Genomic DNA, 15,243 nt, shown 5'->3' with positions numbered 1-15,243 from the left:
AACGGGTATTAGACCCGCGGCTTTTCCTTCATTTCGATCGTCTCGATCTCGTCGCCGACCTGGATGTCGTTGAACTTGCCGAGGCCGATACCGCACTCGAAGTCCGTCCGGACCTCGGTGACGTCGTCCTTGAAGCGACGCAGCGACTCGATGCCCAGGTTGTCCCCCACCACGACGCCCTCGCGGATGACGCGAGCCTTGGCGTTTCGGGTGATGGTGCCGGAGCGAACGATGACACCGGCGACGTTTCCGAACTTGGAGGAGCGGAACACCTCGCGGATCTCGGCGACACCACTCTGCACCTCTTCGAACTCGGGCTTGAGCATTCCCTTGAGGGAGCTCTCAATGTCCTCGAGCGCGTTGTAGATGACGGAGTAGAAGCGCACGTCCACGCCTTCACGGGCGGCGCGCTCGCGCGCCTTCGTGTCGGGGCGAACGTTGAACCCGATGATGATGGCGTTGTCGACGGTGGCGAGGTTGACGTCGCTCTCCGTGACGGCACCGACACCGCGGTGGATGATCCGAAGCTGCACCGACTCGTCGACCTCGATCTTGAGGAGCGACTCTTCCAGTGCTTCAACGGCACCGGACACGTCACCCTTGATGATGAGGTTGAGCGACTCGACCTTGCCCTCTTCGAGTGCACGGGTGAAGTCTTCGAGGCTGATCCGCTTGCGGGCCTTGGCCAGCAGGGCGTTGCGCTCGGCGGCTTCACGCTTCTCGGCGATCTGGCGCGCGGTGCGGTCGTCATCGATGACCAGGAAGGTGTCGCCGGCGCGCGGGACGCTCGACAGACCCTGCACCTGGACGGCACGGGACGGGGTTGCGGCCAGGACCGGCACACCGTTCTCGTCGGCCATTGCGCGGACGCGGCCATAAGCCGTTCCGGCGACGATCGAGTCTCCGACGTGCAGCGTTCCCGACTGGATGAGCACGGTTGCAACCGCACCGCGACCCTTGTCGAGCTTGGCCTCGATGGCCACGCCGCGAGCATCCTTGTCGGGCTTGGCGCGCATGTCGAGCCCTGCGTCCGCGGTGAGCAGGACGGCGTCGAGGACTTCCTGGATGCCGACCTTGTTCTTCGCCGACACGTCGACGAACATGACGTCTCCACCGTATTCTTCGGCGACGAGGCCGAACTCGGTCAGCTGCTGACGCACCTTCTGCGGGTTGGCGCCGGGCTTGTCGATCTTGTTCACCGCGACCACGATCGGCACGTTGGCTGCCTGCGCGTGGTTGAGTGCCTCAATCGTCTGCGGCATGATGCCGTCATCGGCTGCCACCACGAGGATGGCGATGTCGGTGACCTGCGCACCACGAGCACGCATGGCGGTGAACGCCTCGTGGCCCGGGGTGTCAATGAAGGTGATGGCGCGTTCGATGCCCTCGTGCTCGGTGACGACCTGGTAGGCACCGATGTGCTGGGTGATACCGCCGGCTTCGCCCGCGGCAACCTTGGCGTTACGGATGGCGTCCAGTAGCGCGGTCTTACCGTGGTCGACGTGACCCATGACGGTGACAACGGGGGGACGTGCGACGAGTTCCTCATCGGTCTCCTCCGCCAGTTCCTCATCGATGTCGATGTCGAAGCCGAGAAGCAGTTCGCGGTCCTCGTCGTCGGGCGAGACCATCTGGATCTTGTAGCCCAGCTCTTCGCCGAGCACGTCGAACGTGGCCTCGTCGAGGGACTCGGTCGCCGTGGCCATCTCACCGAGGTGGAAGAGCACGGTGACGAGGTTTCCAGGGCTCGCGTCGATCTTGTCGGCGAAGTCGGTGATCGAGGCACCGCGACGCAGGCGAACAACGGTTCCGCCATCGCCGCGGGGTACGCTCACGCCACCCAGCGACGGGGCCTCGCGCAGTTCGAATTCCTGCCTCTTCGTGCGCTTCGACTTGCGGGCACGGCTCTTGCCGCCACCGCGGCCGAATGCACCGGCGGTTCCTCCACCAGGTCCGCGACCGCGGCCACCTGCGCCGCCTGCGGGGCGGGGCGGGCCGAAGCCGGGAGCTCCGGCCGGGGCGCCACCGGGGCGCGCGAAGCCGGGGCGGGCGCCGCCGGCGCCTCCCGGTGCTCCGCCGGGACGCTGGAAAGCGCCCGGACGCTGGCCGAAACCGGTCGGGCGCGGGGCCTGGCCGGGGCCACCCGGACGCGGTGCGCCGGGGCGCGGTGCGGCGGGACGCGGGATGTTGCTCGGTGAGGCGGAGGGCGGGCGCTGGCCCATGCCCTGGGCGCTCGCGAACGGGTTGTTGCCCGGACGCGGCGTGGGGGTCTTGCCCATGCCCTGGTTGCTGGCGAACGGGTTGTTACCCGGTCGTGCGGCTCCCGGACGCGGTGCGCTGCCCGGCTTGACCGGGGCGGCAGCGCCGCCCTCTGTCCTGGCTTCGGGGGTCTCGGTGCCGGTCGTGGCTTCCGCCGCGACATCCTTCTCGGCTGCCTTGCCTGCCGCGGCTGCCTTTTCGGCGGCCTGGGCCTGACGCTCGGCAACGGTGAGCGGCGCCGCGGGGAGCGGCGGGGCGTCGACTGCGGCTGCGGCCGGGGCTTCCACCACGGCGACGGGCTGTGCGGCCGGCTTGGCGGGTGCCGGACGGGCTCCCGGCTTCGCCGTCGATGCGGAAGCCGGCTTGGCGGCGACCGGCGCTTCGGTTTTGGCACCCGCGGCGGCGGTCTTCACGCCGTCGGCCTCGAGCGCGGCGCGGAGGCGCCGGGCGACGGGGGGCTCAACACTGCTGGACGGTCCCTTGACGAACTCGCCCATTTCTTTCAATTTGGCAAGGGCTACCTTGCTGTCGACGCCGAGCTCGGTTGCGATCTCGTGTACGCGTGGTTTTGCAGCCACAATTCTCCTGTTCCGGGCCTGCACCCGGAAAGGGGCAGACCGTTAGTAACGGACGGTTCTCATTTCGAGCCGCTCATTAGTTATCCATTAGCCAAGTCAGCCTGTTCTCTAGTTGTTTCGCGTCCACGGAACTGGTCACGCGAAGGGCACGCCCGAAAGCGCGTCGCCGCTGTGCGTCCTGGAAGCACGCGACGGTGGGATGCAACCACGCGCCTCTGCCAGGGAGTGTGGCGGTTTCATCCGCCACGAGTTCCGATTCCCGGGCCACAACCCTCAGAAGTGAGGACCGAGGTGCGCGCAAACGGCATCCAATGCACGTTCTTACGGGTTCCATCGTACCCCCTATTCGGCGTCCTCCAGAATACTGTCAGGCTGGATGTCGATTTTGGCCCCGGTCAGCTTGGCCGCGAGGCGGGCATTCTGGCCCTCCTTGCCGATGGCGAGGGACAGCTGGTAATCGGGCACGAGAGCCCTGACGGCCTTGATCGACTCGTCGATGACATAGGCGCTGGTGACCTTCGCGGGCGACAGCGCGCTGGCGACGAACGTGGCCAGGTCGGGCGAGTAGTCGACGATGTCGATCTTCTCGTTGTTGAGCTCGGCGGTGACCGCGCGCACCCGCTGCCCGAGTTCGCCGATGCAGGCGCCCTTGGCGTTCACGCCGGGTTCGGTGGCCCGCACGGCGATCTTGGTGCGGTGGCCGGCCTCGCGGGCGAGCGATACGATCTCGACGACGCCGCTGGCGATCTCGGGGACCTCGAGCGCGAACAGGCGGCGAACCAGCGACGGGTGGGTGCGCGACACCGTGATCTGGGGGCCCTTCAGCCCCTTGCCGACGGCCGTCACGTAGACGCGGATGCGCGTGCCGTGCGTGTAGCTCTCACCGGGCACCTGCTCCTCAGGAGGCAGGATCGCCTCGATGCTGCCGAGGTCGACGTGGATCATGCGCGGGTTCGGGCCCTGCTGGATGATCCCGGCGACGATCTCGCCCTCGCGGCTGCGGAACTCCCCGAGCACCGCGTCATCGGCCAGGTCCCGCAGGCGCTGGTTGATGACCTGCTTGGCCGCGAACGCGGCGATCCGGCCGAAGTCCGTTGGTTCGTCGACGCCCTCGCCGATGATGTTGCCCTCGTCGTCGTGTTCGGGCACGAAGATGGTGATGTGGCCGGTCTTGCGGTCGAGCACGACCCGCGCCCCCGGCTCTTCCTCGACGGCCTGCTTCATGTGCTCACCCGGGTGGATGTGCTTGAGGTAGGCGGTCAGAATTGCCTGTTCAATGATCCGCGCGAGTTCCTCGAAGGGGATCTCTTTCTCGCGCTCCATCTGCCGCAACATACTGAGGTCGATGTCCATGGCCGGCCTCCTCTATTCAAATTGTGCCGCCGCGAAACTGCGCAGCGGGCTCTCCTCTACGGTACCCGAATCCGAGCGGGTCCGTCACCGTCGATGCCCCTGTCGCCGGTGGCGTTCCCGCGGCTAGTCTGGGCCAATGACGACTGATTCCGCAGGCAAGACTGCGCGCAAGGCCGCACGCAAGGCCGAAGACAGCACCCCTTTCCGTACCCTGGCCCGCGTGGGCTACGCGGTCAACGGCCTGCTGCACCTGCTGATCGGCATCATCGCCATCGGAGTCGCGACCGGCACGAGCGGCGCGAAAGCAGACCAGTCCGGCGCCCTCGGGCAACTCGCCGCCACTCCCGGCGGGGTGTTCCTGCTGTGGACCGTGGTGATCGGCCTGGCCGCCCTCGGCTTGTGGCAGGTTGTCCAGGCCTTCCTCGTGCCGGCCTATGACCCGAAGCGCAAGTGGGCGCACCGGGTGATCGAGCTCGGCAAGGGGGTCGCCTACCTCGCGGTCGCGGCAACGGCGCTCACGTTCGCCGTGGGCGCCACGTCGGACGCAGCCCGGAGCACGCAGGACTTCACCGCGACGTTGCTCGGGGCACCGGGCGGAATTCTCCTGCTCGTCCTGATCGGGCTCCTCGTGCTCGTGATCGGCGGTTTCTTCGTCTACCGGGGAGCGGCGAGGACGTTCACCGAGGCGATTACCGTGCCGAGCGGGCCGGTCGGCACGGTAATCGTGGGACTCGGCGTCTTCGGTTACATCGCGAAGGGAATCGCGCTGGGGGTGGTCGGCATCCTGTTCCTGGTCGCGGCGTTCACGGCCAATGCGGCCAAGGCGACCGGGCTCGACGGGGCGCTCAAGGCCCTGGTCGCCCTGCCGTTCGGTCCCGGCATCCTGATCGTGGTCGGGGTGGGACTGATCGCCTTCGGCGTCTACAGCTTCGCGAGGGCGCGCTACGCCCGGCTCTGATCACGCGGCGACCCGCCGCGGGCCGGGACTCAGCCCAGGCGGGTCACGACGTCGGCGACGGCGACCTGTTCTCGTTCCCCGGTGCGCCGGTCCCACAGCTCGACGATGCCGTCGGCCGCGCCACGGCCCACGATGACGATCTTCGGGACGCCGATCAGTTCGGCGTCCCCGAACTTCACGCCGGGCGAGACCTTGCCGCGACGGTCGTCGTAGAGCACCTCGCGGCCGGTGGCCTCGATCGCCGCGACGACGGTCTCGGAGGTCTCGAAGACGAGCTCGTCACGCCCGGTGGCGATCACGTGCACGTCGAACGGCGCCACTGATTCCGGCCAGATCAGGCCCTTCGCGTCGTTGTTGAGCTCGGCGATGGTGGCCAGGATGCGGGTCACCCCGATCCCGTAAGACCCCATCGTGACGGTGACGAGCTTGCCGTTCTCGTCGAGCACCTTGAGGCCGAGCGCTTCGGCGTACTTGCGGCCGAGCTGGAAGACGTGGCCGATTTCCATGCCGCGGGCGAGTTCGACCGGGCCGGAGCCGTCGGGGGCGGGGTCTCCGGCACGCACGTCGGCGGCCTCGACGGTTCCGTCGGCGTGGAAGTCGCGTCCGGCAACGAGCCCGAAGACATGGCGGCCCGACTCGTTCGCCCCGGTGATCCATTCGGTACCGTCGACGACGCGCGGGTCGAGCAGGAACCTGATGCCGGTGGCCGACTTCTCACCGAGGATGGCCCCGGCGATCGACCACGGGCCGATGTAGCCCTTGACCAGGCCGGGGTGCCTGGCGAAGTCGGCCTCATTGGCCGCCTCGACCTCGGCCGGCGCGAATGCGACCTCGACCCGCTTGAGGTCGACCTCGCGGTCGCCGGGCAGGCCGATCACGACGAGCTCCCGCGTTCCGTCCGGCAGCATCAGCGCGAGGACAACGTTCTTGAGCGTGTCCGCTGCCGTCCACTCGCGGCCGTCCGGGCGAGGGTGGGCGGAGTTGGCCCGGTCGACGAGGGTCTGGATGGTGGGGGTGTCCGGGGTGTCGAACACCTCGGCCGACGTCAGGTCCTTGAAGCTGATCGCGGGAGGCGCGACGGTCGTGAACGCTTCGATGTTGGCCGCGTAGCCGCCGGCCGACCGCACGAAGGTGTCCTCGCCGACCGGGGTCGGGTGCAGGAATTCCTCGCTTTTCGAGCCACCCATGGCGCCGGCATCCGCCTGCACGATCACGTATTCCAGGCCGAGCCGGGTGAAGATGCGCTCGTAGGCGTCGCGCTGGGCCTGGTAGCTGGCATCCAGGCCCGCGTCGGTGTAGTCGAAGGAATAGGCATCCTTCATCGTGAACTCGCGACCGCGCAGCAGGCCTCCGCGTGAGCGGGCCTCGTCGCGGTACTTGTCCTGGATCTGGTAGATCGACAGGGGCAGGTCCTTGTAGCTGTTGTACAGGTCCTTGACCAGCAGGGTGAAGACCTCTTCGTGGGTGGGTGCCAGCAGGAGGTCGCTTCCCTTGCGGTCCTTCAGGCGGAACAGCCCGTCGCCGTACTCGTCCCAGCGCCCGGTGATGTCGTACGGTTCCCTGGGAAGCAGAGCGGGGAAGTGCACCTCGTGGGCGCCGGCCGCCGTCATCTCCTCGCGCACGATCGCCTCGATCTTCGCCTTCACCCGCAGGCCGATCGGCAGCCAGGCGAAGATGCCTGGGGCCTGGCGACGGATGTAGCCGGCCCGCACGAGCAGGCGGTGGCTGGTCACCTCGGCGTCGGAGGGGTCTTCGCGGAGGGTACGGAGGAAGTAGTTCGACAGGCGTGTAGGCACCCGTCTACTTTAGGCCGCGCCCGCCCGGTCCCGCGAAACCGCAGTTGTGCGCGCTAAAACGCCGTCATAACGCGCACGACTGCGGTTTCGCGGGGAGGGGTGGGACTATTTGCCGACGGTGACGACGGGGGCGCCGAGGCTGTCCTCGCTGGGCGGCATTTCGGCGGCCAGGCGGTTGGCTTCCTCGATCAGGGTCGCGACGATCTCCGACTCGGGGACGGTCTTGATGACCTCGCCCTTGACGAAGATCTGGCCCTTGCCGTTGCCGGATGCGACGCCGAGGTCGGCCTCGCGGGCCTCGCCGGGTCCGTTGACGACGCAGCCCATCACGGCGACGCGGAGCGGCACGGTCATGCCCTCGAGGCCGTCGGTGACGTCGTTGGCGAGCTTGTAGACATCCACCTGGGCGCGCCCGCAGCTGGGGCAGGAGACGATCTCGAGCTTGCGCTCGCGCAGGTTCAGCGACTGCAGGATCTGCAGGCCGACCTTGATCTCCTCGACCGGCGGGGCACTCAGCGACACCCGGATCGTGTCGCCGATGCCCTCGGAGAGCAGGATGCCGAACGCCGTGGCGCTCTTGATCGTGCCCTGGAACGACGGCCCGGCCTCGGTCACGCCGAGGTGCAGGGGCCAGTCGCCGCGCTCGGCCAGCAGCCGGTAGGCCTTGACCATGATGATCGGGTCGTTGTGCTTGACCGAGATCTTGAAGTCGTGGAAGTCGTGCTCCTCGAACAGGCTCGCCTCCCAGACGGCGCTCTCGACGAGGGCCTCCGGGGTGGCCTTGCCGTATTTCTGCAGCAGGCGCGGGTCGAGCGAGCCGGCGTTCACGCCGATCCGGATGCTGACGCCCGCGGCCTTCGCCCGGCGTGCGATCTCGCCGACCTGGTCGTCGAACTTGCGGATGTTGCCCGGGTTCACACGCACGGCCGCGCAGCCGGCGTCGATTGCGGCGTAGACGTAACTGGGCTGGAAGTGGATGTCGGCGATGACCGGGATCTGGCTCTTCTTCGCGATGATCGGCAGCGCCTCGGCGTCGTCGCGGCTGGGCACGGCGACGCGCACGATGTCGCAGCCGGACGCGGTGAGCTCGGCGATCTGCTGGAGCGTCGCGTTGATGTTCGGTGTCGGCGTGGTCGTCATCGACTGCACGCTCACCTGGGCGTCGCCGCCGACGAGCACCTTGCCGACCTTGATCTGACGGGTCTTACGTCTGGGAGCGAGTACCTCAGGCACCTTGGGCATCCCTAAATTGATTGCAGCCACGCCGTTAGCTTACGCGTCGTGCCCGGCGCGGTGCCTGTGCGGCGGACCGCCCGTCAGCTGACCCAGTGACTCAGGTTGACCGGGGCCCCGATGTTATTGATGACCCCGGAGCCTGAAGTGGAACTGACGTGCACAGCCCATGCGTTGGGGTATTCGATGTTGTCTCCCGCCGGTGTCGTCAGCTCGGGACCGACTTCGATCAGAAAGAACAGGTGCCCGGCAGACGCGAAATCCCTGTTGACGCTCAGCCCCAGTTCGTCCGCCACGGCATCCATGTCGTCGCCGACCGTACTACCGGACTCCGTCGTGATCGCGACCCCGTCGCCCACCTGGCCCGCCGTGAAGTCGAGCGAGTAATCGCTCTCGCCGAGGAATTTCCCTTCCGGCGGCAGGTAGTCGGTGAGCGTCAGACCCGCCCAGGAATACGTCTGCCCCGCCGGGCGCTCCAGCCCGCCCTCGTACGATGCCGTCGCGGGCTCTTCTCCGACCACCACGGACAACGCGCTCAGCATCGCCGCCAGAGGATCTTCGTACGTCAGAGAGGCCACCAGTGATCCCGACTCGTCCATGAGCTCGAGCGCCTCCGGGCGTACGACGATGGTGGTCACGCTCGTGAGGGGGTCGACCTCCGGGCCCGGCGAGGAAGAGGGCGCCACGTCCCCGGCCGGGCCTGCCGCCGAGTCCGCGCCGGATTGGTTCGAGGCGCACGCCGTGCCGGCAAACAGTATCCCCGACACCATCAGGCCCACCATGGTGAATTTGCTGGCTGACCGGTTCATCGCGTCCCACTTCCCCCGGCGCGTCCCCCGCGCCGCCTGCCGCCAGTCTCGCACCGGGCGGGCAGCCGACGGAAGAATCCCCGATAACGATTCGAATCCGGAACGGCCTTCGCCCGCGGCCCTCGCCCGCGGCATCCGCCCGGTGCGTCCCGGGCGTCGATCGGCGATACAGTCGAAAGATCAGTGTGAAGACGAAGGAGTCACCCCTCATGCCCGCAATCGAAGTAGTCATCGTGGCCGGATCGCGCACGCCGCAGGGCCGCGTGAACGGCCAGCTGTCCTCCCTCACCGCCGTGCAGCTGGGGACCGCCGCCATCGCGGGCGCCCTCGAGCGCGCCGGCGTCAGCCCCGACCAGGTCGACGCCGTGCTGATGGGGCAGGTGCTGCAGGCCGGCTGCGGGCAGAACCCCGCCCGCCAGAGCGCGATCGCCGCCGGCATCCCGTGGAACGTGCCCGCGATGACGCTGAACAAGGTGTGCCTGTCCGGGCTCGCCGCGGTGATCGACGCGGCCCGTCTCATCCGGCTCGGCGAAGCGGATGTCGTCGTCGCCGGCGGGCAGGAATCCATGTCGAAGGCCCCGCACCTGCTCCCCGGCTCCCGCCAGGGCTGGGCCTACGGCAGCGTCACCGCCCTCGACCACGCCGCCCACGACGGGCTGACGGATGCCTTCGACGGCCTGTCGATGGGCATCTCGACCGAGCGGGTCAACGAGAAACTCGAGATGAACCGGGTCGAGCAGGACGAAATCGCGGCCGCCTCGCACCAGCGGGCCGCCGCCGCCATGGCCGACGGCACCTTCGACAACGAGATCACGCCGATCAGCGTGCCGCAGCGCAAGGGCGAACCGAAGCTCATCGACGCCGACGAGGGTGTGCGCGGCGACAGCACAGTGGAGTCCCTCGGGCGCCTGCGCCCCGCCTTCTCGACCGACGGAACGATCACGGCCGGGAACTCCTCGCCGCTCAGCGACGGCGCGAGCGCGGTCGTCGTGACCAGCCGGCGGTGGGCCGAGGCGCACGGGCTCGCCTGGCTGGCCGTCATCGAGGCATCCGGGCACGTCGCCGGTCCCGACAACTCCCTGCACTCGCAGCCCGCGAACGCGATCGCGCACGCCCTCGGCCGCGCGGGCTGGTCAGCCGAAGACCTCGACGTCGTCGAGATCAACGAGGCGTTCGCCGCCGTCGCCCTGCAGTCCTCGCGTGAGCTGGGCCTCAGCAGCGACAAGGTGAACATCCACGGCGGCGGGATCGCCATCGGCCACCCGATCGGCGCCTCCGGCGGACGGCTCGCGCTGCACGCCGCGCTGGAACTCGCTCGCCGCGGCGGCGGCAAGGCGGCGGTGTCGCTGTGCGGCGGCGGCGGCCAGGGCGACGCCCTGCTGCTCTCCCGCTAAAACCCCCTCCGCCCCTCCCGCGAAACCGCAGTTGTGCGCGTCAAAACGCGTTTATAGCGCGCACAACTGCGGTTTCGCGGGAGGTAGGAAGCGTTAGCCGAAGATGCTGATCGGCTTGACGATGTCCGCGTAGATCAGCAGCAGGCTCATCGCGCCGAGCACGATGACCACCGCGAACGTCAGCGGCATGAGCTTGGCCGTGTCGACGGGTCCAGGCACCGGGCGCTTGAAGAGCTTCGCGAAGAAGCGGCGGATGCCCTCCCACAGCGCCCCGGCCACGTGGCCGCCGTCGAGCGGCAGCAGCGGAATCAGGTTGAACACGAACAGGGCGATGTTGACGGAGCCGAGCAGGCCGAGCAGGCTCGCCACCTTGCTGGCGACGGGAACGGAGTCGATGCTCGTGATCTCCCCGGCGACGCGGCCGACACCCACGACGCTGATCGGGCCGTTCGGGTCGCGCTCCCCCGGACCGAATGCGGCATTGGCCACTTCGACGAGCCGCTGCGGCAGGTTGAGGATCATCTGGCCGACCCTGACGATGTTGTCCCCCACGGCGGGAAGCACCGCGGTCGCCGGCTGCTGGACGAGCTCGCTGGCCGGCCCGATGCCGACGAATCCGACCTCGGTGGTGACGGGCTGCCCGGAGGCATCCTCTTCAATCTGGCCCGCCTCGTCCATCACATAGCGCTCGGTGAGCTTAGGCGTGATGGTGAGGGCGACATCCTCGCCGCTGCGCTCGACGACGAATTCGAGGGGGGTGCCCGGAGACTCACGGATGATCGCGGTCGACTGCTCCCAGGTCGCAATGGGGGTGCCGTTGACGCTGACGATCCGATCGCCCGGCTGGAGTCCGGCCGCGGCGCCGGGCGCCGGCTCGTCGGACGCGTCGCAGGCCTGCCGGGCGCTCGTGGCCGGCAGCACGCACTCGGAGACGCTCCCGACGGTCGTGCTCGCCTGCGCCGTGCCGAAGCCCATCAGCACGATGGAGAAGAGGATGATGCCGATCAGAAGGTTCATGGTCGGTCCGCCGAGCATGATGATGACGCGTTTGAAAACCGGCAGACGGTAGAAGGCCCGGGCCTCCTCCCCCTCGCCGATCGAGTCGGCGCTGCTGCTGCGGGCATCCTGCACCAGGGTGTTGAAGAAGCCGGTCCCCGAGGTGCGCGCGGCGCCGCCCTCCTTGACCGGGGGGAACATGCCGATCATCGAAATGTAGCCGCCGAGCGGGATGGCCTTGACGCCGTATTCGGTCTCGCCCTTGCGCCTGGACCACAGGGTCGGGCCGAATCCGACCATGTACTGCGTGACCTTGACCCCGAATGCCTTTGCCGGCACCAGGTGGCCGATTTCGTGCAGGCCGATGGACAGGGCAAGGCCGACAATCACGACGACGACACCTAAGATGAACAGAAGCACGGTTTCCACAGGCCCAGATTAGCCGCATCAAGCTGCAAAGCTGCTGGTTACAGGCCCCTCGCGGGTCGCGTTCCGGCCACAGTATCCGCCCCGAGGAGAATCCCCTGTCCGCACAGCAAACTGCCAGCCCCATCGGCGATGTCCTCGCCGGCCGGTTTCGCGTCGATCGCCTCATCGGCAACGGCGGCATGGCGGCCGTCTACCAGGCGACGGATGTCGTTCTCGGCCGCACCGTGGCCCTCAAGTTGTTCCGCAATGACACGCTCGACGATTCGTCCGGAGCGGAGCGCCAGAGCGGAGAAGTCGCCCTGCTGGCGAGCCTCAACCACTTCGCCCTCGTCACCCTCTTCGACGTGGGAACCGCCGTCATCGACGGCGCTGCGCGCACGTTCATCGTGATGGAGCTCATCGACGGCCCCGACCTTCGCAGCCAGATCGCGGGCGGACCCCTGCCGGCCGCCGAGGTGGCCGAGATGGGCGCCGACCTGGCCGAGGCGCTGCACTACGTGCATTCCCAGGGCATCATCCACCGTGACATCAAGCCGGCGAACGTCCTGCTGGCACCCTCCAGTTTCCCGGGCCGCATTTCCCACGCCAAGCTCGCCGACTTCGGCATCGCCCGGCTCCTCGACGAGGCCAGGCTCACGGCGACCGGCACGCTCATCGGCACGGCGAGCTACCTCAGCCCCGAGCAGGCCCTGGGCGCGGCGATCGGTCCGCCCAGCGACGTGTACTCGTTCGGGCTGGTGCTGCTCGAGTGCCTGACCGGCGAACGCGCCTACCCCGGCACCGCCATCGAGTCCGCGACGGCCCGGCTGCAGCGCCAGCCCGAGATCCCGGCGACCCTTGGCCGCGACTGGGTGAACCTGCTCGGCGCGATGACCAGCCGCGAAGCCGCAGACCGGCCCAGCGCATCCGACGCCGCCGTCGCCCTTCGGGCCCTGGCCTCCGCGGGCGCCGCGGATGACGCCACGCAGCTCATGCCCACCGGCGCCTCGGATGCCACTGCCCTCATGCCCACCGACGCGGCCACGGCCCTGCTGCCCGTCTCATCGCCCGCCAGTGCCCTTCCCTCCAATGACGCCTCGGCGGAGACGGTGGTCCTGGGCCGGGTGCAATCGCCGCAGGACTCCGACGACACAGCGGCCCGGACCACTCCCGGAACAGGGCGCGCTTCCCGGGGCGGACGCCGGAAGTGGGTGCCGATCATCCTGGTCGTCGCCGCGGTCGTCATCGGAATTCTGGCCTTCGTGCTCCTCCAGCGCCCGAGCGGGCCGGAAGCGACCCCGCCGAGCTATCCCGCCGTCGAAGGACCCCTGGGCACGCATCTCCAGGAGCTCCAGAAGAGCGTCGAGCCATGAGCGGGTTCCGTTCGCGGTCCGTCGCGCTGGCCGCCACCCTCCTGATTGCCGCCGCCGCCCTGACCGGCTGCTCTGACTCCAGCCCCGACCTCAAGCCCGGTGCGGCCAGTCAGCTGCAGGACGGTGTGCTCTCCGTGTCGACCGCCGCCGCGGCCGGCGACTTCGCAGAGGCCCAGACCGCGCTCGCTGTGGTGCAGGCGGACGTTCTCGCCGCGACGAAGGCCGGCGATGTGACGGCCGACCGATCCGCCGAGATCCAGGCGGCCATCAAGCTCGTGAGCTCCGACCTCGCGGCGGCGATCGCGGCGTCCACCCCGACCCCGACGCCGGAACCGGAGGCCACGGAAGAACCGGCACCCTCGCCGGAGCCGACGACGACGCCCGCCCCGACGCCCACCCCGGCGCCGGAACCGACGGTCGAGCCCGCGCCGGAACCGACGACGGAGCCTGTCCCCGAGCCGGCGCCCCCAACCGATCCGCCAACGGCCCCCGGCAGCGCACCGGCGCCATCCACCGTGCCGGTGCCCTGATGACGCACCTTCCCCGCGCCCCACGCGCCGCGCTCGCTGCGGTCATCCTCGCGGTCGCCCTCTCCGGATGCGCGAGCGATCCGTCCGCCCTGGAGCAGCCCACGGCGGAGCGACTGCAAACCGGTGTCCGCGCAGTCGCCACCTCCGCCGCCGCGGGCGACTACACGAGCGCCCAATCCGCCCTGGGCGCGCTCCAGGCCGACCTGCTGGCCGCCTCCGCCGCGGGCGAGGTGACGGGCGAACGCTCAGCCCGCATCCAGTCGGCCATCAATCTGGTGGGCGCCGACCTGAACGCCGCGATCGAAGCCGCCAAACCCGCACCGGTCCTCACGCAGACTCCCACGCCGACGCCGACCAAGGATTCGAAGCCGGGCAAGGGCAACGACGAGGACGACGACGACAAGAAGGGCAACGGCAAGGACGACTAATGCGTCTCCCGGTGGCTGCGCCGCGTTCGGCTTCGGTCAGCCGAGCAGCTTGTCGGCCGCGGCCCGCGCCCAGGCCTCGGCCGCGGCCAGCGAATCCAGGGTGAGCACGCCGTCCTGCTCGTGCGCCTCCACGACGCGCTGCACGGTCGCGACGATGTCCAGGAAGCCGATCCGGCGCGCATGGAACGCGGCGACGGCCTGCTCGTTGGCCGCGTTGAACACGGCGGGGTAGGTGCCGCCGGCCCGGCCGACCTGCTTGGCGAGCTCCACGGCCGGGAAGGCCGCGTCGTCGAGGGGCTCGAAGGTCCACGTATGCGGCGTTGTCCAGTCGATGGGAACGCCGACGGCCGCGACCCGGTTCGGCCAGTCCAGCCCCAGCGAGATCGGCAGCCGCATGTCGGGCGGGGAGGCCTGGGCGATGGTCGAGCCGTCGATGAACTCGACCATCGAGTGCACGACCGACTGGGGATGAACAACCACATCGATGCGGTCGTACTCCACGTCGAAGAGCAGGTGCGCCTCGATCACCTCGAGGCCCTTGTTCACCAGCGTGGCCGAGTTGGTGGTGACGACGAGGCCCATGTTCCAGGTCGGATGCGCCAGCGCCTGCTCGGGCGTGGCCGTCGCCAGCGACTGGCGGCTGCGACCTCTGAAGGGGCCCCCGGATGCCGTGAGCACGAGGCGCCGGACCTCGCGGGGGGTGCCCGACCGCAGGGCCTGCGCGATCGCGGAGTGCTCAGAATCCACCGGCACGATCTGTCCGGGCGCGGCAATGGATTTCACCAGGTCCCCGCCGACGATGAGGGACTCCTTGTTCGCCAGCGCGAGTGTGCGCCCGGCCTTCAACGCGGCGAGGGTCGGGCCCAGGCCCACCGAACCGGTAATGCCGTTGAGCACGACGTCGGCCTCGACATCCCGCACCAGCTGTTCAGCCTCGGCGGCGCCCAGCGCCGTGTGCTCCACGCCGAACGCCTCGGCCTGCGCGTCGAGGAGCTCCCGGTTGCTGCCGGCGGACAACCCGACCACGTCGAAGCGGAACGGGTTGGCCTTGATCACGTCGAGGGCCTGGGTACCGATCGACCCGGTCGATCCGAGGATGATTACTCTCTGCACGCTCCCATGCTAGGG

General features: G+C 69.0%; 13 protein-coding genes. 5 read left to right on the top strand and 8 right to left on the bottom strand.

The window, feature by feature from the left end:
- Window positions 1-8: 8 nt before the first annotated feature.
- The 3 genes from infB to nusA all read right to left on the bottom strand — a co-directional run bounded on the left by infB (window position 9) and on the right by nusA (window position 4,190).
- Window positions 9-2,837 (bottom strand): translation initiation factor IF-2, encoded by a 2,829-nt coding sequence (infB, locus tag E3T54_RS15955; RefSeq protein ID WP_134476508.1) that lies wholly within the window; start codon window positions 2,835-2,837, stop codon window positions 9-11.
- A 76-nt stretch (window positions 2,838-2,913) separates the two neighbouring features.
- Window positions 2,914-3,171, bottom strand: coding sequence for a YlxR family protein (locus tag E3T54_RS15950; protein WP_092321589.1), 258 nt, complete (start codon window positions 3,169-3,171; stop codon window positions 2,914-2,916).
- Between the two features lie 8 nt (window positions 3,172-3,179).
- Window positions 3,180-4,190 carry a transcription termination factor NusA gene (gene nusA / locus E3T54_RS15945; RefSeq protein ID WP_092321590.1) on the bottom strand — a complete coding sequence of 337 codons (1,011 nt, stop codon included), beginning with the start codon at window positions 4,188-4,190 and terminating at the stop codon, window positions 3,180-3,182.
- A gap of 136 nt (window positions 4,191-4,326) precedes the next feature.
- Between nusA and E3T54_RS15940 the strand changes: the two genes are divergently transcribed.
- Window positions 4,327-5,148 (top strand): DUF1206 domain-containing protein, encoded by an 822-nt coding sequence (locus E3T54_RS15940; protein WP_134476507.1) that lies wholly within the window; start codon window positions 4,327-4,329, stop codon window positions 5,146-5,148.
- A gap of 29 nt (window positions 5,149-5,177) precedes the next feature.
- Here the strand turns inward: E3T54_RS15940 and E3T54_RS15935 are convergent, their stop codons facing one another.
- From E3T54_RS15935 to E3T54_RS15925, 3 genes are all read right to left on the bottom strand, one after another.
- Entirely contained in the window at window positions 5,178-6,944 is a 1,767-nt protein-coding gene (locus E3T54_RS15935; RefSeq protein ID WP_174775353.1) for a proline--tRNA ligase, read from the bottom strand.
- Window positions 6,945-7,049: 105 nt separating this feature from the next.
- Window positions 7,050-8,207 carry a flavodoxin-dependent (E)-4-hydroxy-3-methylbut-2-enyl-diphosphate synthase gene (ispG, locus tag E3T54_RS15930; RefSeq protein ID WP_174775354.1) on the bottom strand — a complete coding sequence of 386 codons (1,158 nt, stop codon included), beginning with the start codon at window positions 8,205-8,207 and terminating at the stop codon, window positions 7,050-7,052.
- Window positions 8,208-8,260: 53 nt separating this feature from the next.
- A complete protein-coding gene (locus tag E3T54_RS15925) occupies window positions 8,261-8,815 on the bottom strand; it encodes a hypothetical protein (RefSeq protein WP_166804945.1) in 555 nt (184 codons plus the stop codon).
- Window positions 8,816-9,195: 380 nt separating this feature from the next.
- On the opposite strand from E3T54_RS15925, the gene E3T54_RS15920 reads away from it, so the two are divergent.
- Window positions 9,196-10,380 carry an acetyl-CoA C-acetyltransferase gene (locus E3T54_RS15920; protein WP_134476505.1) on the top strand — a complete coding sequence of 395 codons (1,185 nt, stop codon included), beginning with the start codon at window positions 9,196-9,198 and terminating at the stop codon, window positions 10,378-10,380.
- 93 nt (window positions 10,381-10,473) lie between these two features.
- On the opposite strand, the gene E3T54_RS15915 is transcribed toward E3T54_RS15920, so the two are convergent.
- Complete coding sequence (locus E3T54_RS15915) at window positions 10,474-11,805, bottom strand: RIP metalloprotease (protein WP_198414507.1); 1,332 nt, start codon at window positions 11,803-11,805, stop codon at window positions 10,474-10,476.
- Between the two features lie 74 nt (window positions 11,806-11,879).
- Between E3T54_RS15915 and E3T54_RS15910 the strand changes: the two genes are divergently transcribed.
- The 3 genes from E3T54_RS15910 to E3T54_RS15900 are packed head-to-tail and all read left to right on the top strand — an operon-like array spanning window position 11,880 to window position 14,115.
- The gene (locus E3T54_RS15910) at window positions 11,880-13,157 is read left to right on the top strand and encodes a protein kinase (RefSeq protein WP_370255642.1); all 1,278 of its coding nucleotides are present in this window, start codon (window positions 11,880-11,882) and stop codon (window positions 13,155-13,157) included.
- Window positions 13,154-13,687 (top strand): hypothetical protein, encoded by a 534-nt coding sequence (locus E3T54_RS15905; RefSeq protein ID WP_134476503.1) that lies wholly within the window; start codon window positions 13,154-13,156, stop codon window positions 13,685-13,687. Before E3T54_RS15910 ends, E3T54_RS15905 begins: the two co-directional genes overlap by 4 nt.
- Window positions 13,687-14,115 carry a hypothetical protein gene (locus tag E3T54_RS15900; protein ID WP_134476502.1) on the top strand — a complete coding sequence of 143 codons (429 nt, stop codon included), beginning with the start codon at window positions 13,687-13,689 and terminating at the stop codon, window positions 14,113-14,115. The genes E3T54_RS15905 and E3T54_RS15900 overlap by 1 nt, the downstream gene beginning before the upstream one ends.
- Before the next feature lie 36 nt (window positions 14,116-14,151).
- On the opposite strand, the gene dxr is transcribed toward E3T54_RS15900, so the two are convergent.
- A complete protein-coding gene (dxr, locus tag E3T54_RS15895; RefSeq protein ID WP_134476501.1) occupies window positions 14,152-15,228 on the bottom strand; it encodes a 1-deoxy-D-xylulose-5-phosphate reductoisomerase in 1,077 nt (358 codons plus the stop codon).
- Between the last annotated feature and the right edge of the window lie 15 nt (window positions 15,229-15,243).

The organism is Cryobacterium sp. Sr8, from assembly GCF_004403225.1.
Taxonomy (GTDB): domain Bacteria; phylum Actinomycetota; class Actinomycetes; order Actinomycetales; family Microbacteriaceae; genus Cryobacterium; species Cryobacterium psychrotolerans.
This window is presented reverse-complemented; position numbering and strand designations above follow the sequence as displayed.